At 62.1% G+C, this 22,644-nt stretch carries 22 protein-coding genes; 13 read left to right on the forward strand and 9 right to left on the reverse strand.

The genetic code is table 11. From position 1 onward, the window contains the following. Positions 1 to 31 precede the first annotated feature (31 nt). A complete protein-coding gene (gene gcbA, locus J5M72_RS13055) occupies positions 32 to 1,702 on the reverse strand; it encodes a diguanylate cyclase GcbA (protein WP_085711233.1) in 1,671 nt (556 codons plus the stop codon). A 416-nt stretch (positions 1,703 to 2,118) separates the two neighbouring features. Here gcbA and J5M72_RS13060 point away from each other — a divergent pair, with 416 nt between their 5' ends. From J5M72_RS13060 to J5M72_RS13085, 6 genes are all read left to right on the forward strand, one after another. Next, a complete protein-coding gene (locus tag J5M72_RS13060; protein WP_207865664.1) occupies positions 2,119 to 3,186 on the forward strand; it encodes a DUF2333 family protein in 1,068 nt (355 codons plus the stop codon). Positions 3,187 to 3,189: 3 nt separating this feature from the next. Then, positions 3,190 to 3,747, forward strand: coding sequence for an NUDIX hydrolase (locus J5M72_RS13065; RefSeq protein WP_169428684.1), 558 nt, complete (start codon positions 3,190 to 3,192; stop codon positions 3,745 to 3,747). Between the two features lie 186 nt (positions 3,748 to 3,933). Then, entirely contained in the window at positions 3,934 to 4,305 is a 372-nt protein-coding gene (locus J5M72_RS13070; protein WP_085732741.1) for a translation initiation factor Sui1, read from the forward strand. A 219-nt stretch (positions 4,306 to 4,524) separates the two neighbouring features. Further along, positions 4,525 to 6,438, forward strand: coding sequence for an arginine decarboxylase (gene speA, locus J5M72_RS13075; protein WP_011332271.1), 1,914 nt, complete (start codon positions 4,525 to 4,527; stop codon positions 6,436 to 6,438). A gap of 232 nt (positions 6,439 to 6,670) precedes the next feature. Beyond that, on the forward strand, positions 6,671 to 8,014 hold the full coding sequence (locus tag J5M72_RS13080) for a contractile injection system protein, VgrG/Pvc8 family (RefSeq protein WP_207865665.1): 1,344 nt from the start codon (positions 6,671 to 6,673) through the stop codon (positions 8,012 to 8,014). After that, a complete protein-coding gene (locus J5M72_RS13085) occupies positions 8,011 to 8,805 on the forward strand; it encodes a DUF4123 domain-containing protein (RefSeq protein ID WP_207865667.1) in 795 nt (264 codons plus the stop codon). Before J5M72_RS13080 ends, J5M72_RS13085 begins: the two co-directional genes overlap by 4 nt. Positions 8,806 to 8,906: 101 nt before the next feature. Here J5M72_RS13085 and J5M72_RS13090 read toward each other — a convergent pair whose 3' ends face one another. Both J5M72_RS13090 and J5M72_RS13095 read right to left on the reverse strand, forming a co-directional pair. Then, positions 8,907 to 10,256, reverse strand: a complete 1,350-nt coding sequence (locus J5M72_RS13090; protein WP_207865669.1) for an MATE family efflux transporter — start codon at positions 10,254 to 10,256, stop codon at positions 8,907 to 8,909. Positions 10,257 to 10,293: 37 nt separating this feature from the next. Continuing rightward, entirely contained in the window at positions 10,294 to 10,587 is a 294-nt protein-coding gene (locus J5M72_RS13095) for a hypothetical protein (RefSeq protein ID WP_085711241.1), read from the reverse strand. A 145-nt stretch (positions 10,588 to 10,732) separates the two neighbouring features. Between J5M72_RS13095 and J5M72_RS13100 the strand changes: the two genes are divergently transcribed. From J5M72_RS13100 to J5M72_RS13120, 5 genes are all read left to right on the forward strand, one after another. Continuing rightward, positions 10,733 to 11,035, forward strand: coding sequence for a MazG-like family protein (locus tag J5M72_RS13100; RefSeq protein ID WP_207865671.1), 303 nt, complete (start codon positions 10,733 to 10,735; stop codon positions 11,033 to 11,035). Continuing rightward, positions 11,035 to 11,784, forward strand: coding sequence for a methyltransferase domain-containing protein (locus tag J5M72_RS13105; protein ID WP_207865673.1), 750 nt, complete (start codon positions 11,035 to 11,037; stop codon positions 11,782 to 11,784). Before J5M72_RS13100 ends, J5M72_RS13105 begins: the two co-directional genes overlap by 1 nt. A 12-nt stretch (positions 11,785 to 11,796) precedes the next feature. Continuing rightward, a complete protein-coding gene (locus J5M72_RS13110; protein WP_085732749.1) occupies positions 11,797 to 12,408 on the forward strand; it encodes a DUF4136 domain-containing protein in 612 nt (203 codons plus the stop codon). Positions 12,409 to 12,462: 54 nt separating this feature from the next. Further along, a complete protein-coding gene (locus J5M72_RS13115) occupies positions 12,463 to 13,020 on the forward strand; it encodes a DUF4136 domain-containing protein (protein WP_207865675.1) in 558 nt (185 codons plus the stop codon). A gap of 146 nt (positions 13,021 to 13,166) precedes the next feature. Further along, the gene (locus tag J5M72_RS13120; protein WP_207865677.1) at positions 13,167 to 15,155 is read left to right on the forward strand and encodes a pilus assembly protein TadG-related protein; all 1,989 of its coding nucleotides are present in this window, start codon (positions 13,167 to 13,169) and stop codon (positions 15,153 to 15,155) included. Here the strand turns inward: J5M72_RS13120 and J5M72_RS13125 are convergent. Continuing rightward, positions 15,152 to 17,902 (reverse strand): ATP-binding protein, encoded by a 2,751-nt coding sequence (locus J5M72_RS13125; protein WP_207865679.1) that lies wholly within the window; start codon positions 17,900 to 17,902, stop codon positions 15,152 to 15,154. The two genes, J5M72_RS13120 and J5M72_RS13125, sit on opposite strands and share 4 nt — an antisense overlap. Next, positions 17,899 to 18,345: a TadE/TadG family type IV pilus assembly protein gene (locus J5M72_RS13130; RefSeq protein WP_169428693.1), complete on the reverse strand. Its 447-nt coding sequence runs from the start codon at positions 18,343 to 18,345 to the stop codon at positions 17,899 to 17,901. The genes J5M72_RS13125 and J5M72_RS13130 overlap by 4 nt, the downstream gene beginning before the upstream one ends. A 75-nt stretch (positions 18,346 to 18,420) precedes the next feature. Here J5M72_RS13130 and J5M72_RS13135 point away from each other — a divergent pair, with 75 nt between their 5' ends. Then, on the forward strand, positions 18,421 to 18,891 hold the full coding sequence (locus J5M72_RS13135; protein ID WP_169428694.1) for a prepilin peptidase: 471 nt from the start codon (positions 18,421 to 18,423) through the stop codon (positions 18,889 to 18,891). 124 nt (positions 18,892 to 19,015) lie between these two features. After that, positions 19,016 to 19,792 carry a response regulator transcription factor gene (locus tag J5M72_RS13140; RefSeq protein ID WP_347709519.1) on the forward strand — a complete coding sequence of 259 codons (777 nt, stop codon included), beginning with the start codon at positions 19,016 to 19,018 and terminating at the stop codon, positions 19,790 to 19,792. A gap of 50 nt (positions 19,793 to 19,842) precedes the next feature. Here the strand turns inward: J5M72_RS13140 and J5M72_RS13145 are convergent, their stop codons facing one another. From J5M72_RS13145 to J5M72_RS13160, 4 genes are read right to left on the reverse strand one after another with little or no spacing between them, the layout of a single operon-like run. Next, positions 19,843 to 20,115, reverse strand: a complete 273-nt coding sequence (locus J5M72_RS13145; protein ID WP_169428696.1) for a DUF3613 domain-containing protein — start codon at positions 20,113 to 20,115, stop codon at positions 19,843 to 19,845. 16 nt (positions 20,116 to 20,131) lie between these two features. Beyond that, positions 20,132 to 20,854, reverse strand: a complete 723-nt coding sequence (locus J5M72_RS13150) for a tetratricopeptide repeat protein (protein WP_169428697.1) — start codon at positions 20,852 to 20,854, stop codon at positions 20,132 to 20,134. A gap of 15 nt (positions 20,855 to 20,869) precedes the next feature. Next, positions 20,870 to 21,754: a type II secretion system F family protein gene (locus J5M72_RS13155; protein WP_207865683.1), complete on the reverse strand. Its 885-nt coding sequence runs from the start codon at positions 21,752 to 21,754 to the stop codon at positions 20,870 to 20,872. Between the two features lies 1 nt (position 21,755). Further along, positions 21,756 to 22,640 (reverse strand): type II secretion system F family protein, encoded by an 885-nt coding sequence (locus J5M72_RS13160; RefSeq protein ID WP_207865685.1) that lies wholly within the window; start codon positions 22,638 to 22,640, stop codon positions 21,756 to 21,758. Positions 22,641 to 22,644 lie beyond the last annotated feature (4 nt).

A 22,644-nucleotide genomic window follows, 5' to 3' on the forward strand; every position in this document is an offset into this window, starting at 1 on the left:
ATGGTAAGTGCCTGAATTTATTTCTGTTCTGTTACAAGGTTATGACCGAATCGGTGGATTCCGGTGAAAAAGTGGCACTTTGCTTTGAGTCTCGCGCGGTCTGCACCCGATTGCGGCCTTCACCCTTGGCGCGGTAAAGCGCCTCGTCGGCCTGGCTGGCCATCATCAGACTGTCGGAGTCGTCGTGCATCTCCACTACCCCGGCGCTGAAGGTGCACCAAAGATCCTGTGGCTGGGCCGGGTAATGGATTTCAGCGAAGCGCTGGCGAATTTCGTCGAGCACTTTGTGCGCGGCTTCTATATCGGTGTCAGGCATGACGATGGCGAATTCTTCGCCGCCGTAACGGCCGATGAAGTCGGTCTTGCGCAGGCGCTGCTTGAGGAACAGCGCCAGGCTCTTGATCACCCGGTCGCCCATGGGGTGGCCATGGCTGTCGTTGACCCGTTTGAAATGGTCGATGTCGAGCATTGCAAAACTCAGCGGCTTGTTTTCGCGGCGGGCGCGGAACGAGCAGTCTTCCAGCAACTGAAGAATGTGCGTGTGGTTGTACAGGCCGGTGAGGCTGTCGCGGACCATCCGTGCTTTCAGGTTGCGCGCACGGGCGGCGCGGTTGCGCACCGTGGTGATCAGGTGGCGCGGTTTGATCGGCTTGGTCAGGAAGTCATCGCCGCCCTCGCTCATGGCGTCGAGCTGCTTGTCGAGGTCGTCTTCGGCCGACAGATAAATGATCGGCACGCTGACGTAACGGTCGTTGTGGCGGATGACCTTGGCCAGCTCGGTGCCGGTGCAGGCCGGCATGTACATGTCGAGGATGATCAGGTCCGGCTGGAAATCCGCCAGCTCGGCCATCGCCTGAATCGGCTCGATCAGGGTACGGGTGACAATCCCGGCGCTGTTGAGGAGGCGCTCGGTGTGCATCGCCTGGGCGCGGGAGTCGTCGATGATCAGCACTTTATAAGGTTCGTACTGAGCGACGCAGGTCAGGACTTCGATTTTCTCCAGCAAGCTCGAGGCTTCGAGGGTGCCGGTAAGGAACTCCTGACCGCCGGCGCGCACGGCGGCGAGGCGGGTCGGGGTGTCGGTTTCATGCAGGCTGAAGAACAGCAGTGGCAACGGCTCTTCCAGACCTTGCTGGGCTTCGGCGGCGAGTTTCAGGCCGACGCCGGCGCCGCTGAAGTCCACGTCCATGACGATGGCGGCCGGCAGACGCTCGACCATCGAGGAGCGAAACGCCGACACACTGTCCAGCGCCTGGGCGCTGAGACCGAAGAACTCCAGTTGTTTGGCCAGTCGTTCGGCGCGGTCGTGATCCTGAAGCATCACGTAGATCGGTTTGCGCAGGGGCGGCAGAAAGGTCTGGTCGAGTTGATCACCATGGCGCAGGCCGGTGCGTGACAGACGCTGCATCAAACGGTTGAGATCGGTGATCAGGCCGCTGCTCAGGCGCCCGCGATTGGCGTCGACGGCTTCCAGCGACTGGCTGATGTGATGGGCCAGTTGGGTGTGCTCGGGCTGTTCGAAGCGCTCGGCAAAACGCAGCAGGCGCAGATTGGCCTCGCTCAGTTCGGCGAGGTCGGCAGTGGACCACTCACTGCGTTGCAGGCGCTGCCATATCTCAAGAATCTGACGTGCCTGATGAATTACCCGCTGGGCAAAGTGGTGCTTGAGGCGCTCGCGGCTGGGGTCTTCTGGCTCGGTCATATCCTGACTACTAGTTAGGGTGCATGCTGAGATCGACTGGTGGCTCTATGCTAGCACCTCTTTCCGGTTACATCAGTGTCGTACGTCAATAATCTGCGGTGCGTCACCATTCAGTTTCTGACCGGCGGGTTTTGCTTCGAACCGGGTCGTCGGTAGAGGCCCCGTGAACAGGGCACTTAGTGGCGTGTCGAGAAGCAGTTTCTGCCGAAAACGCGTAACGAAAACCTGAGGGAACACGAGTTTTTCCGTGGGTATCGGCAAGCATTTCTCGGGGTGACGGGCATCAGGGAATCCCTTAGTGCACGACGCCCGGTCCAAAGAGTCACCCCCTGTCATTATTGACGGGTGCGGGCCAGAGGCACGTTGTTGTATGGTTGCTGTCGAACCGTTGAACCCAAGATTGAAAGGATATCGCCATGCTGGACTGGAAGAATCGCGCGAGCAGTGCGCCCGAACGTGCCGCCGAGCCGAAATCCGCCGCCCGCAGCTATGTGGGCGGCCTGTTGTTCAGCCGCGCGCTGGCCACGCTGGTCGGTATTTATCTGTTGGTGACCATCGCCCTGGGCTGGTACTGGAGCGAGGAACCGGCCCTGTTTCCCGTGGCGCAGAACGCCCAGCTGGCTGCCGAGAAGGAAGGCAAGCAGATGGTGGTCGGCTACACCACCGTCGAAACCCTCAAGACCGTCGCCGGTACTCTGCTGAACAAACCGGGCGGCTACATTTCCAACGACCGCTTCCCGCCGGGCCTGTGGATGGACAACATGCCGAGCTGGGAATACGGCGTGCTGGTCCAGGTGCGCGACCTGACCCGTGCCTTGCGCAAGGACTTTGCCCGCTCGCAGTCGCAGTCGGCTGAAGATGCCGATCTGGCCAAGGCTGAACCACGCTTCAACTTCGACAACAAGAGCTGGATCCTGCCGTCCAGCGAGTCGGAATACCAGGAAGGCATCAATTCCCTGAGCCGTTATCAGGCGCGCCTGTCTGACCCTACCCAGAAAAACGCCTTGTTCTACGCCCGCGCCGACAACCTGAACAACTGGCTGGGCGACGTCGGGACGCGTCTCGGTTCGCTGTCGCAACGGCTGTCCGCCAGTGTCGGCCGGGTCAAGCTCAACACCGCGCTGAAAACCGAAGTGCCGGCGGTGGGTGAAGTGCCGCAGGTCGACGAGGAAGTCGTCGAGACCCCGTGGATGCAGATCGACAACGTGTTCTACGAAGCCCGTGGCCAGGCCTGGGCGCTGTCGCACCTGCTGCGCGCCATCGAAGTCGATTTCGCCGACGTGCTGGCGAAGAAGAACGCGACCGTCAGCGTGCGTCAGATCATTCGTGAACTGGAGGCGTCTCAGGAGCCGATCTGGAGCCCGATGATCCTCAATGGCAGCGGCTTCGGTGTGCTGGCCAACCACTCGCTGGTCATGGCCAACTATATTTCCCGGGCCAACGCCGCCGTGATCGATTTGCGTCAACTGCTCAATCAGGGCTGAGTCATGGACGAGAGCGCCAGAGAGGCGGCCCACCGCGCCGCCTCGGATGCCGAACAGATCGCCTGGGTCGACGAGCAGGACAACCTGCTCGGCGCCCTGGTACGTTCCGACCTGCGCGAGCGCGGGCTGATCGGCCGTGGCACCTACATCATGCTGTTCAACTCCGCCGGTGAACTTTGCGTGCATCGGCGCACGTTGAGCAAAGCCATTTATCCCGGTTACTGGGACGTGGCGGCAGGCGGCATGGTGCAGGCGAACGAGACCTACGCCGAGTCGGCGGCCCGTGAACTGGAGGAAGAGTTGGGGGTGAGCGGCGTCGAGCTGACGGCCCACGACCATTTCTACTTCGAAGACACCGGCAATCGCCTGTGGTGTTCGGCGTTTTCGGCGGTGTGGGACGGGCCGTTGATCCTGCAACCGGAAGAGGTGCTCGAAGCGCGCTTCATTCCGGTCGATCAGGTGATGCGCGAAATCAAGCTGAAGCCCTATTGCCCGGACTCTCTGGCAGCGTTGAAACGCTATCTGAAGGCTCAGCAAAGCGACGTCGCAAAGAACTCATAAATTGGCGCCGATTGGCACTTAGCAATCGGCGTTTTTGCCGTTACACTGCGCGACCTTTTCAAGCTGTGCCGGCCTGTTTTCAGGAGCAACCGGTGCAGTAGCGCTGCCCCTGCCTGAGTGGGGCTTCGCGGTCGATAGCCTTGCCCAAGGCTGCGATCAGTCTTTGTCCTCCCAAGAGGATTGCCGGTGGCCAAAAAAGCCGCATCCTTCGCCGCCCTGGGCGGCCTGGTATTTTCCACCGACGCAGGTCGTCATTGCCCGGAATGCAGCAAGCCGGTGGACGCCTGTATCTGCAGACAAACCGTGATCCCGGCCGGCGACGGCATTGCCCGCGTGCGTCGCGAGAGCAAGGGCCGTGGCGGCAAGACGGTGACCACCATCACCGGCGTGCCCCTGGCCGAAGACGCACTCAAGGAGCTGGCGACAACGTTGAAGAAACGTTGCGGCACCGGCGGTGCGTTGAAGGACGGGGTCATCGAGATCCAGGGCGATCATGTCGAGTTGCTCCTGGCCGAGTTGATCAAGCACGGTTTCAAGGCGAAGAAGTCCGGCGGCTAGCAGCCTCTGTGAAAACCACCTGCGGCTTGATCCGGCACTGATCGTCATCGGTTCCGGCGTCGTTTCCATGGTTTTCACAGAGCCTGTTCATGACCGGTTTCTAAACTCAACGCTGTCAGCGCGGTCTACCGCCCCGCTGACGAACCGTCATTTTCATTCTTTAGACTGCGCCGGCCTGAGATCAGGCGACGCACTATGACTTCTTTATAGGGGACTTCGATGTCCGTACGACGCACACGCAAAGACGATGGCAGCCAATGGACAGTTGCGGACAGCCGCAGTGTTTACGGGATTCGCCATTGGGGGGCCGGGTATTTCGCGATCAATGACGCCGGTCGCGTCGAAGTTCGTCCGAACGGCCCGAGCAGTTCGCCTATCGATCTGTTCGAACAAGTCGACCAGTTGCGCAAGAGTGGCTTGTCCCTGCCGCTGCTGGTGCGTTTTCCCGACATCCTGCAAGACCGCGTCCGTCAGCTGACCGGTGCGTTCGATGCCAACATCGAGCGTCTGGAATACCAGAGCAAGTACACCGCGCTGTACCCGATCAAGGTCAACCAGCAGGAAGCGGTGATCGAGAACATCATCGCCACCCAGAACGTTTCCATCGGTCTGGAAGCCGGTTCGAAGCCCGAGCTGCTGGCAGTGCTGGCACTGGCGCCGAAGGGCGGCACCATCGTCTGCAACGGGTACAAGGACCGCGAGTTCATCCGTCTGGCGCTGATGGGCCAGAAGCTCGGCCACAACGTGTTCATCGTGATCGAGAAAGAATCCGAAGTCGGCCTGGTGATCGAAGAAGCGGCTTCGCTGAAGGTCAAGCCACAGGTCGGCCTGCGTGTTCGCCTGTCCTCGCTGGCTTCGTCGAAGTGGGCGGACACCGGTGGCGAGAAGTCCAAGTTCGGTCTGTCGGCGGCGCAACTGCTGTCGGTGGTCGAGCGCTTCCGCGCGGCGGGCCTGGATCAGGGCATCCGCCTGCTGCACTTCCACATGGGTTCGCAGATCGCCAACCTTGCTGACTACCAGCACGGTTTCAAGGAAGCGATCCGTTACTACGGCGAGTTGCGCAACCTCGGTCTGCCGGTCGATCACATCGACGTCGGTGGCGGTCTGGGTGTCGACTACGACGGTACCCACTCGCGCAATGCCAGCTCCATCAACTACGACATGGACGACTACGCCGGTGTCGTGGTCGGCATGCTCAAGGAGTTCTGCGACGCGCAGGCCTTGCCGCATCCGCACATCTTCTCCGAAAGCGGCCGTTCGCTGACCGCGCACCACGCGATGCTGGTGGTGCAGGTGACCGACGTCGAGAAACACAACGACGACGTGCCGCAGATCGAAAACAAGGAAGCGCTGCCGGAAACCGTGCAGTGGCTGGTTGACCTGCTCGGCCCGACCGACATTGAAATGGTCACCGAAACTTACTGGCGCGCCACCCACTACATGAGCGACGTGGCTGCCCAGTACGCCGACGGCAAGCTGACCCTGGCTGAAAAAGCCTTGGCCGAACAATGCTACTTCGCCGTGTGCCGTCGCCTGCACAACTCGCTGAAGGCGCGCCAGCGTTCGCACCGCCAGGTGCTGGACGAACTCAACGACAAGCTGGCCGACAAATACATCTGCAACTTCTCGGTGTTCCAGAGCCTGCCGGATACCTGGGCCATCGATCAGGTGCTGCCGATCATCCCGCTGCACCGTCTCGATGAAGAGCCGCTGCGTCGCGCGGTGCTGCAGGATCTGACCTGTGACTCCGACGGCAAGATCAACCAGTACGTCGACGAGCAGAGCATCGAGACCAGCCTGCCGGTGCACGCGCTGAACGAAGGTGAAGATTACCTGCTGGGCGTGTTCCTGGTCGGCGCCTATCAGGAAATTCTCGGCGACATGCACAACCTGTTCGGTGACACCGACTCGGTGAACATCTATCAGAACGCCGATGGCAGCGTGTACCACGCCGGCATTGAAACCCACGACACCATCGAAGACATGCTGCGTTACGTGCACTTGTCGCCGGAAGAGCTGATGACCCACTACCGCGACAAGTGCGCCAGTGCCCGCATCAGCGCCAGCGAGCGTACCCAGTTCCTCGATGCACTGCGCCTGGGTCTGACCCGTTCCTCCTACCTGTCTTCCTGACGGCAGGTTCCGAATCCATCAGGTTGTCTGAAATTGTTCCGTATTAATCGGAGTTTTCAGACAACCTGGTGAGACTTGTCTTTTTCGACTAGCGAATTGACTGTCGTCCTCACGAGAAAAGTGATGTCGTCTGCTTTTCACGTAGGTCATTTCCTAATTTGTACTTCGGCTCTCTACTCGGCCATGGCTCTCGGCGAGAATCCCCGCCCGCCCCTCCTGTAGAGAATCATCCATGTTCGATCCAGCCGACGAGCCGTCGTTTCGCCTCGATGTAGCGGGTCTGTCCGCCCCGTTCGAAGTCCTGGCCTTTACGGGGAGCGAGGCCATCAGCGAGCCTTTTGCGTTCGAAATCGATGTGTTGATCGACGATCCTCATCTGGACCTTGCCGGCCTGCTCTATCGCTCGGCACGCCTGTCCTTCGGGCCGTCGGGCAACGGCGTTCACGGTCAGTTGCAGGGGCTTGTCCAGCACGAACATGGCCATGGACCCAGGCTGTGCCGAGCGCGGCTGGGGCCCCGGCTGAGTTGCCTGGGGCTGCGTCACAGCCAGCGGATTTTCAGTGGCCGGTCTGTTCCACAGATTCTGGACCAAGTGCTCAGGGAGCATGGAATCACCGGTTCCCGGCGCCGCTTCGAATTGCAGGTCGAGCATCCGGCCCGCAGATTCTGCACCCAATACGGCGAATCGGATCTGCAACTGGTGCAGCGCCTGTGTGCGCAGGCACGGATTCACTATCACTTCGAGCATGGGCAGGACAGCCACTGCCTGGTGTTCGGCGATGATCCGGCGTTGCTGCCGCCATCAGAGGCTGTGCGATTCGACGTTGAGGGGCAGGCGCCGGCGGTGCGCCGCTGGGCGACCCGGGAACAGGCTTGTGGCCCCGGTGAACATGCCCGGCGGATTCGATCGGCGCAGGGGCACTCCGACGTGCCGACCCTGCGCTGCGGTCAATGGCTGAGCCTGTCGTCGCAGCCATTTGCGCAATGCGGTACGAACTGGTTGCTGACCCGAGTCGAGCATCGCGCCGATCAGTTGCTCGAGCCCACTTACAGCAACCGAATCTGTGCCGTCGAACACTTGCAGGTCAATGCGCCGGCCGTCGAACGCCCGGCGTTGAGCATGAGCAGTCTGCAACGCGCCTGGGTCGTGGCGGTCGATGAGCCCCGACCTGACCGTTCGAGGCCCGTTGCGGTGCAGTTCGACTGGCTCTACCAGGGCGAGGGCGCAGCGCCCAGCCACTGCTGGCTGCCACTGGCTCCGGCATTGACCGACACGGCGACGAAGGCATTGCGCGAGGGTGTCGAAGTGGTGGTCAGTTTTCTTGAGGGTGATCCCGAGCAGCCGGTCATCAGCGGAGTCCTGCAGCCACCGGCATACGACGGCAGCCATGAGGAGGATGAACCGCCGCCATTGCCCGAGACGCTGGCCAGTGAAGGGATCGCACAATGGCTGCGTGGCGCCGAGCCCCTGTTGTTGCTGTGCCTGATGCCCGGGGGCGGCAGCTTTCATCACTGTCGGGAGGCCGTGTGCAGTTGCCGGCTGCTCGCGGGGCGCAAACCTGGCGATGGGCGATGAGCGGTACAGCGCCGGGGCAACGTGCGCAGTGGCTGTTGCTGGACGTTGCGCATGCGGCGCAGGCCTTGAGTGTATTGCGCCAGGGTTTCCCGGATGTGCCGAGCCTGAAGCTGTTCGACGGTACGGAGTTTCAGCCCGTGTGCGAGCAGGGACCGTTGCTGGTCGATCTGCGCGATTGTCCGATGCTGTCGGCGTTATGTCATACAGACCCGCAGATCTGGTGCGGGCTGTTGCTGGGCAGCGATGCCTCGAGCGAATCGCTGCGTGAACATTTGCAACGGATGCTGACGGTTTCTGTCGGTCTGAATCATCGTGCGCTGCTCAATTACTACGACCGGCAGACGGCCAGCTACTTTTTCGACGCCTGCGATGCGCGCCAGTTGAGCCGCTGGCTCGGGCCGATCGGTTGGCTGCGCTGGTTCGGCGGTACCTGGGCCGACCGGGCGAGCGGCATCCAGGGCTGGCAGCAACTGCGCAATCCTGGGCTGGACGTCGAGCCACTCAACATCGAGCAGTCCCTGACCCGTCATCAGCGTGAACACTTGCACCGCTGCCTGCTGGAACAACATATCTGGCGCTGGAGCCAATCGACGGGAACCGATTACCGCGCGTTGTCCTCCCACGTTGAACAAGGCCTGACATTGGGTTTCAGCGAGCGGGCCGTGCTGGACGACTGGTTGTGGCTACGCCTGCTGCATCCGCGTGCAGAACTGATGCAACCGCCGCAAGGATTGACCCAGCAAGAGCGGCTCGATCATCTGCGTCGACGCTGGCAGAACGACCCACCCTGACACGAGGTTTCGCGCGCATGGCCCATTCTTTACGGCATTGGTTTTGCGCGATTCCTGCCGGTGCTCGATCAGATCGACGAGTTTATCCGGCACACGCCGCCTCAATGAACACCGCCGGCGAGCCAGCCGTCGTTGCGCCGCAGTCGCCACGCCAATGTGCCGAGGGTCAGGCTGCGCAGCACCATGAACAGCAGGAATGAAATCCACAGTCCGTGATTGCCCAGCCCGCTCAACGCCCAGGCGAACGGCAGCAACAAAGCGACCGTCAGCAGCATGCCGTTGCGCATTTCCCGGGCGCGGGTAGCGCCGATGAACAGGCCGTCGAGCAAGTAGCTCCACACCGCAATCAACGGCAGCACGGCGAGGTAGGGCAGATAGATGAACGCGGTCTCGCGCACGCTCTGAATATCGGTCTGCATTTCGATGAACAAGTGCCCGGCGAACAGAAACAACACAGCAAAACCCAGGCTTGCCAGCAACGACCAGCCACCGGCGACCACCAGCGAACGACGCAGCGCAAGGCGATCACGGGCGCCGATGGCGTGTCCGCACAAAGCCTCGACCGCGTGGGCCAGGCCGTCCAGCGCATGGGCGGTCAGCAGCAGGCCGTTGAGCAGCAGCGCGTTGGCTGCCACCGTGGCATCACCCAGTCGGGCGCCCTGCACGGTGATCAGGAAAAATACCGATTGCAGCGCCAGGCTGCGGATGAAAATGTCGCGGTTGACCCCCAGCAGCGGTCGCCAGCTCTGCCACACCCTCAATGCCGCCCAGACGATATGCCCGGGGTAAGCGCGCAAGGCCTTGTGGGTGAGTGCCAGGCCGAGCAGGGCGCCGCACCATTCGGCGACCACCGAGGCCCGGGCCGAGCCGACCACGCCCCAGTCCAGACCGATGACGAACCACAGGTTCAGCACGATGTTGATCAGGTTGGTGGTCAGCAGAATCGCCAGCGGCGCCCGGGCGTTCTGGGTGCCAAGAAACCAGCCGACCAGTGCATAACTGGCCAGCGCCGCCGGCAGCCCGAACAGGCGGGTGTAGAAGAAGTCGCGGGTCAGTTCATTGAGTTCCGGCGACGGTTGCATGAAATGCAGGGCGACGCCACTGAGCGGCACGCCCACGGCCCCCAGCAGCAGCGCCAGCCCCATTGCCAGCAACAAGCCTTGCAGCAGAATCTGCCGCAGTGCCGCACCATCGCTGCGCCCGGCCGCCTGCGCGGCGAACCCCGTGGTGCCCATGCGCAGGAAACCCATGGCCCAGGCCAGAACGGTGTACAGGCTCGCGCCCACCGCTACGGCGCCCAGTTGGTGGGCATGGGGCAGGTGACCGATGACGGTGCTGTCGACCAGCGCCACCAGCGGCACAGAGAGGTTGGAGAGGATCATGGGGGCGGCGAGGGCCCAGACCCGGCGATGGGTCGGGCGGTCGCGCCAGTCGGCGATCAGGTTGGACATGCGGGCTCCTTGGGGAGCGGCATTGTAGCGGGAGGTGTCAGTGAATGATCCAGCTCAGCAGCCACAGCCCCAGCAGCAACCAGATGATCCCGGCAATGATCGACGCATTCATGAAGGCGCGGATCGCCGACCACAGCAGCATCAGGCCAACGATCAACGCGATGATGCTGATGATCGAAGTGTCCATGCCCAGGGCCTTCGCCAGCCCGTCGACGAAGTTGCCGCCGGCATGGCTCAGCACGTTGAACAGGCCACTCAGGCCGTCGACGATGAAACGGATGATCGAGCCGAGCGCCTGGCCCAGCCATTCGAAGAAGCTTTCTACCTGCATGTTTTCATCCTGATGAAAGAGCTGAGCCTTGGGCCGCGGCGGGGGCGGTCGAGTTCCCTGCAAGCATAGAGGGTTTGCCGGGTGGTGGCTGCCCCTTGCCTTCGCGCAGCATCCCCTCGAAGCTATACGCCTTCAGGAGAAATCGATGAACCTTGTTGAACTGACCGAACGCCTGCACGCCATTCGCGACCGCAATGACTGGCGGCAATTTCACAGCCCGAAAAACCTGACCATGGCGGCCAGCGTGGAAATGGCCGAGCTGGTGGAAATCTTCCAGTGGCTGAGCGAAGACCAGTCCCGCGAACTGCCCGCCGAAAAACTGGCCCACGCCGGGCAGGAAGTCGGTGACATCGTCCTTTATCTGTTGCTGCTGTGCAGCGAACTGGGGCTGGACATGAATGAAGTGGTGCGCAGCAAGCTCGCCGACAGCGAACGGCGGTTCAGCTGATGAGCGACCGTCATTTCGATCAGTTGGCGACCCGTTTCGCCGAAAAAATCTATGGCGGTGCCAAAGGCGCGATCCGCCTCGCGGTGCTGCAGGCCGATCTTGCAGAAGCCTTGCCGGATCGTCCGTTGCGGGTGCTGGACATCGGTGGCGGCCTGGGCCACATGTCTCTGTGGCTGGCCGAGCGTGGGCATGACGTGACTTTCACCGAGCCGGCCGAACCGATGCTTGAAGGCGCGCGTCAGCGTTTTGCCGAGGCCGGGCAGACAGCGACGTTCATTCAGGCGCCGTGGCAGGCGTTGCTCGGTCAACTCACCGAACCCTATGACGTGGTGATCTGTCACGCGGTGCTCGAATGGCTCGCCGAACCCCACGCGATCCTGCCGGTGCTGCATCAGTTGACCAAGCCCGGCGGCTGGTTGTCGCTGGCGTTCTACAACCGTGATGCGCTGGTCTATCGCAACCTGCTCAAAGGCCATTTCAAGAAAATGCGCAAGAACGACATGGCCGGCGAGAAGCAGAGCCTGACCCCGCAGCAGCCGCTCGATCCTCGGGAGCTGGCCACGCAACTCGAAGGGTTGTGGCAGGTCGAAACCCAGAGCGGGGTGCGGGTTTTCCACGATTACATGCCGGTGGAATTCCAGGCCCGCGCCGAGTTGATTGATTTGCTCGAGATGGAACTCGCCCACCGCCGTCACCCAAGCTTCGCCGGGCTTGGGCGCTACTTGCACTGGATCTGCCGGCCGATCTGATCGGAGCATGAAATGAAAGGTCATTCAGGGTTATTGCTGATCTGTCTGGGGTTGGCCGCCTGCCAGGGCAGCAACCCTTATGTGGCACAGTCGCGGCCCTTGCCGCCGGCGCCACCGCAAGCTGCGACCACCTTTGACCGCAGCGCTTACCCCGCGCCGCCACGCGATTACGGGCGTTACCGCAGTTGGGCGTGGCTCAACGGGCGCCTGCCGCCGGGGAGTGCCTGGGCGGATTCGGCACAAGTGGCCGAGGCCGTCAGCAGTGCACTGGACCAGCGCGGCTTGCGCCCGCTGCACGACAATCGCCCGGCCGACTTGTTCGTCAGCGCCAACCTGAGCCTGGAAACCCGCCTGCGTCAGGTCCAGGACGATTACGGTTACTACGGTGGATACGGCGGTTATGACCGTTACGGCCGGGGTTACGGGATGTACAACACGGTGCCCATTGTCCGCACCTATCAGGAGCAGGTCGTGGTGGTGCGGGTCGATCTTTTCGACGCCGGCACCGGCCAGCCGGTCTGGAGTGCCAGCGCCGAAACCGGCACTCAGGGCAACCAGAGTGACCGTGCCGATGCGATCCGGGAGGCTGTCGAAAAGGCCATGTCGGCGTATCCTCCCAGTTAGCTTCCCGTGAACCGGAAGCTCCCTCAGGTTCATGTTTTCCACCGGAGAAAAACCATGTTCCGCCGTTTTGCTTTACTGGCTGTGGCCGCGCTGCTCAGTGCCTGCGCCACCAACCAGGTCAATCATGACTTTGACGCCAGCCGCGACTTCGCCGCCTACCGCAGCTGGAGCTGGAAAGAGCCTGCCCTGCAGTACCGCCCCGACGATCCTCGGATCAAGAGCGACCTGACGGAACAGCGGATTCGCCAGTCGGTCGCCGATCAACTGGACCAGCGCGGCCTGCGCCCGGCCACGGCGGGCAGCAAAGGTGACTTGAGTGTGCAGGCCTACCTGATCGTCGAGGATCGCCAGCAACAGGTCACCACCAATTACGGCGGTGGCTGGGGTGGTCCATGGAACGGTTATTGGGGCGGGCCGATGTACAACGAAACCCGCAACGTCACCTACAAGGTGGCGACCATTCAGATCGACCTGCTCGACGGCAAGGACGGCAAACTGGTGTGGCGAGGCAGCGACGAGCAGATGCTCAGCCGCACGCCGAACCCTGCGGATCGCAGCAGCGCCATCCATGAAACGGTGACGCGTATCCTGTCGAACTACCCTCCGCGCTAAGTGAGCGCCTTGAACGGGAGCCCAGGAGCTCCCGTTTTTTCTGAAGGGACGGCTGGCGTGTTGCCAGCCGTGTCGTCACGCCGCGTCTACACTGACATCCACCAATGGAGCTTGCACCCGGCCGTGCGCCGGCAAAGGAGTGCGCCATGTCGCGTCTTTCGCAGTGTCGCGGCCCCGCCCGGCAGCGCGGGGCCATCGGCTTGATGGCGGCTGCCACCCTCAGCCTCGCGCTGATCCTGATGTTGCTGGTGGTGGACACCGGCCGTCTGTACATGGAACAGCGCAAATTGCAGCGGCTGGTGGATAACGCGGCACTGGAGGCGGTCAGCCGTGGCGGCAACTGCCTGCCGGGCCTCACTGCCGCCAGCTACGCCGGGCAAAGTGCGACACGCAACGGGTTTGTCGCCGATGCCAATAACGTCCTTGTGATCGATTGCGGAAAGTTGGTGACAGCCGCCACCGGCCTGCGCACGTTTACGGTTGACGCGACGCAATCAGAGGCGGTCAAGGTCGCGGCCAACCGCACCGTGACCACCAGTTTTGCCGGCGGCGTGCAGGCGCTGTTCAGTGCCGCACCGGTCAGTCTCAATACCGTGCTCTACGCTTCGGCGGTGGCGGCCAAGCCCAAGCCGACCGTCGCTCAATTGAACATCCGCAGTAATCTGGCCAGTATCGACACCGCGCAATCGAACATCCTCAACCCGCTGTTTTCCGGATTGCTCGGCGGCAACGTCAATCTGACGGCCCTGGGCTGGAACGGCTTGCTCAACACCGACATCAATCTGCTCAGCTACCTGAATCAACTGGCAATCAACCTCAACGTGGCCGCCGGCAATTACAGCCAGTTGCTCAATACCCAGGCCACGGTGACCCAATTGATCCAGGCTGCGGCTACCGTGGTGCAACTCAACGGTGCCACCGCCGATGTGATTACGGCGCTCGGTCAGTTGCAAGTGGCGGCGATCAATGCTGCGCCGGTAAAACTCGGCGACATCCTGCAACTGCAGACCGGCACCACGGCGGCCGGGCTGGATGCCAATCTGCAACTGTTACAACTGGTTCAGGGCGTGATTCAACTGGCCAACAGCAAAAGTGCGGTGGCCGCGACCCTGCCAATCAGCGTGCTGGGGTTGGCGAATGTTACGGTGCGGGTCAAGGTGATCGAGCCGCCGCAGTTCTCGGCGATTGGTGATCCGGCGCTGGCCAAGGCCAATCCTCTGGGGCCGAACCGGATTTATGTGCGCACTGCGCAGATTCGCACGATGCTCTCGGTGAATCTGCCGGTGTTGACCGGGGTGGCCGGGCTGAGCAACGCGGTATTGGGGTTGGTCGGCACTCTGAGCACGACTGTCAATCAGCTGTTGACCCTGAATCTGGTCTCGTTGGCCAACTCACTCCTTTGCCTCAGTTGCCAACGGATGGACCCGTTATTGTTGCCGTCACCGGAAATCGACATCAGCCTGGATGCCGGCGGCGCCATCAGCTACGTCACCGACTACAGCTGCCCGACCGGCAATACCGGCACCAAAAGCCTGACGGCCCACACCATCACCTCGATTGCCGACCTCAAACTGGGCAAGATTGACCCGACCAACGCGTTTTCATCCTCTGCCGAACCCACGGTCACCCCGTTGCCGCTGGTGGACCTGGGCATTGTGACCTGCCATACGATTTTAGGTATTGGCAGCTGTGACTCGAGTACCCACGTGCAATACGGCGCCGGCGGTATCGCGATCATGGTCGATACCAGCGTGGCGCAGAACACTCAGGATCTGGTGTTTTCCAGCAACACACCGTTCGCCACGCCACCCAACCTGAAACAGCCGCCGAGCGTGATTTCCGTCGTACCCACCAGCAACATCGTCAACAGCCTGTCGAGCACGCTCGCCGGAATCAATCTGATTGTCTACCAACCGATTGGCAGCAATCCGCTGGGCGCCGTTGTAGCGGGTGTGGCGGGCCTGATCAGTAGCGTCACGGCAATCCTGCAACCGCTGATCACCAACCTGGTCAGCCCGCTGCTCGACCCGTTGCTCAATAACCTGCTAAAGGGGCTGGGGATCAACCTGATGGATGTTGATGTCGGCGCCAACATGACCTGCGGCCAGACCGGCAAGGCGTATCTCGTCATCTAGTCATCGGGTGCAATCGGCAGTTCGATGCAGAACCGCGCACCGTCCGCCGAGTTGCACACGCTCAGATGGCCGCCCATGTTTTCGATGATTCCGTAACTCACCGACAACCCCAGACCGGTACCGATGCCCACCGGTTTGGTGGTGAAGAACGGCTCGAAAATCCGCTCCAGCAGACGCGGGTCGATGCCGCCACCATTGTCCTCGACCCACAGGCGCACCTTTTCTTCATCCCGTTCGGCGTAGATCGAGATCCACGGCTTGAACGCCGGATCGGACTCGCGTTTGCCCAGCAGCGCATCCCGGGCGTTGACCATCAGGTTGATCAGCACCTGTTCAAGCTGATCGACGTATCCGCGCACCTGAACCTCGAACGCGGTTTCACTGATGCGCAAATCCACGCCTTTGCCGCGCATGCCTTCGGCCAGCAGTGACAGCGTGCCTTCGATGGCGCTGGCGGGGTTGAACAACTGTTGTTCGATTTCCGAGCGACGGCCGAACACCCGCATGTGATCCACCACTTTCGCGGCACGCTGGACCTGGGCGTCGATGCGGTTGAGTTTGTCGGTCAGGTAGTCGATCTGCACATCGCCGTTGCTCAGGCGTTTTTGCACGTTGACGATGGCCATGCGCATGACATTCAGCGGCTGGTTGATTTCGTGGGCGAGACCTGTGGCCATTTCGCCGAGGGTGGCCATTTTCGCGCTCTGGGTGAGTTGTAGTTGGGAGCGGCGCACTTCGGTGTTGTCGCGGCCAACGGCTTGTACTTCGATCAGTCTCCCGTGCTCATCGAACATGCCCCGATCCGACCACACCCACCACGCATGCTCGCGCTCCGGCAATTGCAGGTTGATTTCGGCGGTGCTGACGGGGGATTCCGGGGTCAACAACGCCAGGCGCTCGACGAAGTCTGCGCGTTGTACGTCCGACATCCAGCTGCCCAGATTGACCCCGGGTAAATCTTCGGGGGCGCATTCCAGATACTTCGCCAGCGGCTGGTTGCCGAACGTCAGGATCAGGTCCGGACGATAACGGCAGATCATCGCCGGCGAGTCCTCCACCAGAATCCGGTAGCGCTCTTCACTCTGTCTGACTTGTTCGGCAGCCAGCGTCGCCTCTGTGACGTCCAGCCACAGGCCGACGGCTTCCACTGGCAGGCCGAGGTCATTGCGCAGCAGGCGGGCCTCGTCGAGCAGCCAGTGGTAATCACCGCGACTGTCGCGCAAGCGATAGCGGGCACGTACCAAACCTTCGCGCAACAGCTGGCGGGTGCGTTCGAAATACAGGGCCCGGTCCTCCGGGTGTATCCGCTCCACCAGTGCGCCGGCATCGCAGTCTTCCAGGCTCCAGCCCAGCAACGGTTGCAGACTGGCGCTGAAAAACGCCGGCAGCAACGCGCCCTCGACGTAGTGCTGGACATAGATGACCGCCGGTGAACTGGCGATCAGATTGTCCAGTCGCGCATGGGCCGCAGCGGCCAGTTGCTGCTGATTCTTGATGTCGCTGATGTCCAGCATGAAGCCTGCCAGCCGACGGTGATCGCCGGTGCCGCTGACCTGCCCCTGAAGGCGATACCACGCCGGGGGCTGACTGCTGTCGCGAAGCTGCAGGCGCACGCACAGGTCGAGGATTTCGCCGTGCACCTGCAGGTCCTGCAGGCGGCTGCGCACTTCTTCGCGGTCAGCGGGGTGGATCAGATTCAGCCAGTTTTCCAGGGTCAGCGTCGAGCTGTCCCGTTGCAGGATGGCGGCCAGTGTCGGGGCCAGCTGGATGTGGTCGCCACTGCTGCCGATTTCCCACCAGCCGGTGCCCAGCAATGTCTGCAACGACTCCAGGCGTTCCAGCTGCAGTTGATGCTGCTGCTCACGCAAACGCCCGAGCAACGGACCTGCCAGCGCCCCGGCCAGCATCAGCCAGTCACGGTCGGTCAGATACGGCGCGGTCTTGTCCACCGCATAAAAGCCGCAGAGCAGCCACGCCATCACGCCACGATCATCGCTGTAGGGCACGGCGAACCCCTCGGCATTGCCGAACAGCCCCTGCACCCGTGTGTGTTCATACTGGCCGTAATGCGCCCCGAGGCGCTGCGGGCCGGTGCCATTGAGGCTGTCCAGCGGCGTGCCGAGGCGCTGGCCGTCCTGCCATAGCGCGGGCGCATCGTGGGCGTGGAACTGGCAGTGAATCTGCCACACCTGTTCCTGCTCATTGAGCAAGGCGAGTGCCACGCACGGGATCTGCCAGCGCTGCGCGATTATCTGCAGTTGATCGCTGACGACCATCGGCAGTCGTCCCAGGCTGCAACTGCGCAACTGCTTGCTGATCTGCTCGGCAATCCCGTGGCACGCCTCGCGTTGATGCGCTTGCCGGCGTTCGGACAGCAGGTCGGCAATGTCGATCAGTTGCAGCAGCCAGCCGTGGCCCAGAGGCTGGGCCCAGCCGCGCAGGTGCAGGGTCTGTTCGCCCAGGCCGGTGAAGTCCAGGTCCAGCAGTTGCCCTTGCCATTCCTGCGGCCGGCCTTCGATCGCCAGGTTGCTGTGGGGTAGCAGTAACTCGTGCAGTGGCAACGGTTTGTCATGGGGTATCTGCTGTGCCAGCAACAGGCGCAAGGGGCCGGCCATTTGCAACACGGCGCCTTCGCCATCGAGGTACAGATGCAGGCCCGTCGCGGGCGAGCCGAGCACGTCCGGCAGGTCCCCGGCGAGCGGGGCGCGCTTGAGCAGACGGCCGAACAGATTGTCCCCGGCCGTCAAAATTTCAGGCTCGAGCTGGCGGTCAGGTTGGTGGGCAGGCTGGGTACGGCGCCGATGCCTGGCAACACCAGAAACGGAATGACCTGATTGAGTTTGCTGACGGGGTAATTGACGCTGACGGTGAGCGTGCCCAGCGTTGAGTCATAGGTTGCTGAAGTGTCCACGCCTACTACCACGTTCAGGGACGTTGGCAAGCCTGAAAACTGCTGCGTCAGAGCGGCATTGGCGGTGTTGACGACAACCGTCGAGTAGTTGGGCGTCGCAGGGTCGACGGCGACACTGCGGCGGACCGCTTCGGCGGTGGCCTGATTGAACGTCTGCATCAGCACGAACGGCAGGGCATAGCTGACCAGGCCGTAAAACACCGCGAAAAAGATCACGAACACCAGGGCGAATTCGATCGCCACCGCACCTTTTTGCGCCTTGCGAGAGCCGGTTTTCATCCGTGCGTCTACCCTGACAGTCACTGCGTAGTATCAGCATAGAATCATTCAGCCAAAACGGACGGTTTTTACCGGATGCAAAGCCTTGTTCTTCTGATCTGGTTGGGCTTGTGTGCAGCCCAGGATGCCCGGCAACGGAGAATCGCCAACCTCCTGACATTGGGCGTTGGCGCCCTGGCACTGGTTTATCTGCTGTATTGCGGAACCACCTGGATGGGCGCCGCAGCGGAACAGGGCGGCTGGGCCTGCCTGGTGGCGCTGGCGTTCACCCTGCCGGGGTATTTCATGGGGCGCATGGGGGCCGGGGATGTGAAATTAATGACAGCCCTTGGCCTTGCGACGGACGGTACATCGCTGCTCGGGATATTTATCGGCGCCGGCGTTGCGAGCCTTGTCTGGATCCTGCTGGCGCCAAGACTCTGGCTTCATATGAGTCAAGGGGTTAGGCAACGTCTTCGATATATGGCGCCATCCATGTCAAAAAAGCTGCCATTTGCGCCGTTCGTGCTGATCGGTTTTTTACTCGCACTACCTTGGATCCATTAGTCGCCAAACGCCACTAGTCTTATGTACATAGTCGGAAAGTGCGTCTACTTTCAATGTACTGGTTATACAGCCAACGGCTGACAGTACAGGAACGGTCAGGTTTGGCCCGGGCATGGAGTGGCACGTGAACAAGCTTACATCTGCGGTAAAGGTTCTTGTGGTCGATGATCAGGCACTGATCGTCGAGGAGCTCTGTGAGTTTCTCGAGAGCAGCGGCTATCGCTGTGTCCCCTGCGGGTCCGGCAAAGAGGCGGTCGAGCGTTTTGCCGAGGATCCGGCGATCGGTCTGGTGCTGTGCGACCTGCACATGCCGGACCTGGACGGCATCCAGCTGGTGCAGGAGCTGCAGCGCCAGGCCGGCAAGCAGCGAGTGTTCGAAGCGATCATGCTCACTGGCCGCGCCGACAAACAGGATGTGATCAAGGCGCTGCGTGCCGGGATTGCCGATTACTACCAGAAGCCGGTCAATCTGGATGAACTGCTCGAAGGCCTGCAGCGTCAGGAGACCGTTCTGCAGGAGCGGCACAAAACCCTGCAACTGGGGCAGTTGAATCAGAAACTGCAGGACCTGTCGTCGTCCATCGATGATCTGTATCAGGATCTGGACAAAGTGCGCCGCGGGCCGGTACCCGTCAGTGAGCAGGCATCGGGTGACACCGACGTGCTGGAGATCCCGGCCATTTTCAATCAGCTGTCGCCGCGGCAACTGGACGTGGCGCGCCTGGTGGGCAAGGGGCAGACCAATTACCAGATCGCCTGCGAGCTGGGCATCACCGAAAACACCGTGAAACTTTACGTCTCGCAGGTGCTGCGCCTGACCCACATGCACAACCGCACCCAACTGGCGCTGGCGCTTACGCCGCGTGCTGCGGCTTTACGTCAGCGGGTTACCGCGCACTAGCTCGTTGCTCCTGGCCGCCATCGGGCGGCCAGGAACGTCGACACCTCCAGTCAGTTCTTCCTCTCGATCTTGCCCCCGGCATCGGGGTCATAGAAGTCGGGGATGTCATATTTGTATTTCTTCAGCCAGCGCTGCATGGCCAGTTCACGTTCGGTGGCCGTGGCTGCCTGCGGATCGGGGGACGCGGCCTTGTTGCGGCTTTGCAGCAACAGCCAGCCCTCGGTTTCCTGCTGCTGGGCCGAGGCGGGGCCGGCGTCGATGGCCTGTGCGCCGAGCGGCAGGCTCAGCAGCCCCACGCAGCACAGTGTCTTGACGATGTTCATGGCGCCTCCTTGAGGATCACTTGATGGTCGCCGGTTGCGGGTCAGCCACTACCGCGACCTGATTGCCCGCGGCGGCTTTCGCCTTGACGGGCGACTTGAGTTTTTCCGCCCGCTCCTGAGCGTCGGTGAACTGTTCCGGAGTCAGGTGTGCGCGACTGACGATTTCGGCAGCCTGCTGCCAGTTGTTCTGGTAGATCAGCAGGGTGATCAGATTCAGCGTCGCCAATTGATTGTTCTGCTTGAGCTCGATGGCCGTGAGGAACTCGAAGCGCGCGTCTTCGAGCCGCAACTGATTGAGGTACACCACGCCCAGATCGTTGTGAATGTTTTCATTGGTCGGCGCCAGTCGCACGGCGCGCTGCAGGTGCGCCTGGGCCTGGCCGTTGTCGCCACGGGCGGCATACAGCTGACCCAGGCCGTGTTCGGCGTCGGCACTCAGACAGGTGCCGAGCAGGCCGCGATACAGCGGTTCGGCTTCACTGCGCCCCAGCAGACGATAGACCTTGGCCTTGCGCAGACGCACCTCCACGAGGTTGTCGGGCAGGCCTTGCAGGTTGGCCAGACTGGCGTGCAGCTTGCCGTCGTTGGCCAGGTCGTCCACCAGATTCAGCGACAGCTCCTGCTCGGCGCTCAGCTTGCTGCAACTGCTCGGCGCCAGCATGGCGGTCCACGGCGCCTGACCGTCCGTTGCGCAACCGCCCAGCAGCAACAGGCTTGCCACCACCATCAGTGCTTTCATCAAACGCTCTCCATGTCAGGACGCAAACGCCCGGGTGATTGCGGTAAATCCGGGGCCCGCCAGTACGATCAGCAAGGCCGGAAACAGGAACAGCATCATGACCACCGACATCTTCGCCGACATCTTCGAGATGTATTCCTGCAAGCGCGTCAGGCGTCGGTCATCGAGCAGTTGCTTGAGCGCCAGCAGCGATTTCATCGCGCCGCCACCCTGTTGAATCAGTTGTTGCAGGATCACGCAGGTGTCGGTGAATTCATCCACCGCCAGCATCACCGCCGACTTGTTCAATTCCTGGCCGAGCTCCAGCCCCGAGTCGACGCGGGCAAGGATCAGGCGCAATTCGCTGGTCAGTTGCGGCAGCAGTTTCTGTCCTTCGATGCTCAACACGCGCAGTGCCTGTTCGACCGCCATGCCGGACTCGAACAGGATGCGCAGCAGAGGAATGAACGTCGAAACCTCCACCGAAATGATTTTCTGCCGTCGGGCGGCGGCATACGCCAGCAGGCGCTTGGGCAGCAGGTAACCGGTGCCGGTGGCGAGCATCGGCACCAGCCAGCCTTTCGGCGCCTGGGGAAAGAACACCTCCTGCAGAAACAAACCGATACCCAGCGCCAGCAACGGTGTACCGATCTGGCACGCGGCAAACAGCGAGCGTTCACTGGTCCGGCGCCAGCCGAGGCGGTTGAGCAGGGTCTGGGTTTCGCTGTCCATGCTCACCGAACGCTGGCCGAACCGGCTGTTGCCCAGCGCCCGCAGCAAGGTGCGCAAGCGGCTCTCTCGCACCAGATGGCCCAGCAGGCGCTGGTTGACCTGACGCACCCGGCGACGTTCGCTCAGCAAATGATTGCCGACCAGCAGCAGCGCCCCGAGCAGCAGCATGAGACTGGCCAGGATCACCATCTCAGACACTCCTCAACATGCGCCACAGCGCCAGGCTGCCGATCACCTGCAGCACCACCGCGACGATCAGCATGGTCTGGCCGCCGGGGTCTTTCCACATGCCAAGCATGTAGCCGGGATTGGTCAGCATGAAGTAGCTCACCAGGATCACAGGCAGTGATCCGAGCACCCACGCGGTCAAGCGGGTTTCGCCGGTCAGGGCGCGCAGCTGACGGGCGCCCTGATCGCGTTCGCGGATCAGCTTGATCAGGTTTTCCAGCAGTTCGCTGGCATTGCCGCCGTAGCGGTGATTGACCTTCAGGCCGAGGGCAAACATGCGCAGTTCGTCCTGTTCGTAGAGCTCGGCGAAGTCGCTCACCGCATCGGGCAGGTTCACCCCCAGTTGCACGTTGCGCTGCACCCGGCCCATCGCAGTCTTCAACGGATCCTCGCAGGAATCGATGCCGCCCAGCACGGCGTCGCTCAGGGTGCGCCCGGATTTGAGGCTGCGCACCGAGTGGTCCAGCAGCTGCGGCAGTTGCTCGATCATGCGATTGAGCCGGCGGCGATACAGCCATGCGATGTACAGGCGCAACACCAGGGGCGGCGCCAGCGTCAGGATCAGCAGGCCGATCCAGTCGGCGGTCAGATAACCCAGCATCATCGCGATGGCCCACAACGCCAGCCATAACCCCAGACGCTCGCCGGGGCGGCCCAGGCCGGCCTTCAGGAACATGCGTTCGAGCCCTGTCCACGAAGTTTTGCCGGGCGCTGTCTGCGGTTGCCCGGCAGCCAGTCGCTTGAGCACCCGTTCGTTGGCGGTCTTGCGTACACCCTGCAGGAACAGACGGATGGACAGCACCAGCAGCATCAGGCAAATGACGATGAGAATCACCGGTCCGATCATGACG

Origin of the sequence: Pseudomonas sp. 58(2021) (assembly GCF_017491585.1) — a bacterium.
Classification (GTDB): Bacteria; Pseudomonadota; Gammaproteobacteria; order Pseudomonadales; family Pseudomonadaceae; genus Aquipseudomonas; species Aquipseudomonas fluorescens_BT.

Excerpts from the sequence above, each read along its gene's own strand:
- gcbA (WP_085711233.1), bottom strand. The coding sequence starts at position 1,702 with ATGACCGAGCCAGAAGACCCCAGCCGCGAGCGCCTCAAGCACCACTTT.
- J5M72_RS13060 (WP_207865664.1), top strand. The coding sequence starts at position 2,119 with ATGCTGGACTGGAAGAATCGCGCGAGCAGTGCGCCCGAACGTGCCGCC.
- J5M72_RS13065 (WP_169428684.1), top strand. The coding sequence starts at position 3,190 with ATGGACGAGAGCGCCAGAGAGGCGGCCCACCGCGCCGCCTCGGATGCC.
- speA (WP_011332271.1), top strand. The coding sequence starts at position 4,525 with ATGTCCGTACGACGCACACGCAAAGACGATGGCAGCCAATGGACAGTT.
- J5M72_RS13080 (WP_207865665.1), top strand. The coding sequence starts at position 6,671 with ATGTTCGATCCAGCCGACGAGCCGTCGTTTCGCCTCGATGTAGCGGGT.
- J5M72_RS13085 (WP_207865667.1), top strand. The coding sequence starts at position 8,011 with ATGAGCGGTACAGCGCCGGGGCAACGTGCGCAGTGGCTGTTGCTGGAC.
- J5M72_RS13090 (WP_207865669.1), bottom strand. The coding sequence starts at position 10,256 with ATGTCCAACCTGATCGCCGACTGGCGCGACCGCCCGACCCATCGCCGG.
- J5M72_RS13095 (WP_085711241.1), bottom strand. The coding sequence starts at position 10,587 with ATGCAGGTAGAAAGCTTCTTCGAATGGCTGGGCCAGGCGCTCGGCTCG.
- J5M72_RS13100 (WP_207865671.1), top strand. The coding sequence starts at position 10,733 with ATGAACCTTGTTGAACTGACCGAACGCCTGCACGCCATTCGCGACCGC.
- J5M72_RS13105 (WP_207865673.1), top strand. The coding sequence starts at position 11,035 with ATGAGCGACCGTCATTTCGATCAGTTGGCGACCCGTTTCGCCGAAAAA.
- J5M72_RS13110 (WP_085732749.1), top strand. The coding sequence starts at position 11,797 with ATGAAAGGTCATTCAGGGTTATTGCTGATCTGTCTGGGGTTGGCCGCC.
- J5M72_RS13115 (WP_207865675.1), top strand. The coding sequence starts at position 12,463 with ATGTTCCGCCGTTTTGCTTTACTGGCTGTGGCCGCGCTGCTCAGTGCC.
- J5M72_RS13120 (WP_207865677.1), top strand. The coding sequence starts at position 13,167 with ATGTCGCGTCTTTCGCAGTGTCGCGGCCCCGCCCGGCAGCGCGGGGCC.
- J5M72_RS13130 (WP_169428693.1), bottom strand. The coding sequence starts at position 18,345 with ATGAAAACCGGCTCTCGCAAGGCGCAAAAAGGTGCGGTGGCGATCGAA.
- J5M72_RS13135 (WP_169428694.1), top strand. The coding sequence starts at position 18,421 with ATGCAAAGCCTTGTTCTTCTGATCTGGTTGGGCTTGTGTGCAGCCCAG.
- J5M72_RS13145 (WP_169428696.1), bottom strand. The coding sequence starts at position 20,115 with ATGAACATCGTCAAGACACTGTGCTGCGTGGGGCTGCTGAGCCTGCCG.
- J5M72_RS13150 (WP_169428697.1), bottom strand. The coding sequence starts at position 20,854 with ATGAAAGCACTGATGGTGGTGGCAAGCCTGTTGCTGCTGGGCGGTTGC.
- J5M72_RS13155 (WP_207865683.1), bottom strand. The coding sequence starts at position 21,754 with ATGGTGATCCTGGCCAGTCTCATGCTGCTGCTCGGGGCGCTGCTGCTG.
- J5M72_RS13160 (WP_207865685.1), bottom strand. The coding sequence starts at position 22,640 with ATGATCGGACCGGTGATTCTCATCGTCATTTGCCTGATGCTGCTGGTG.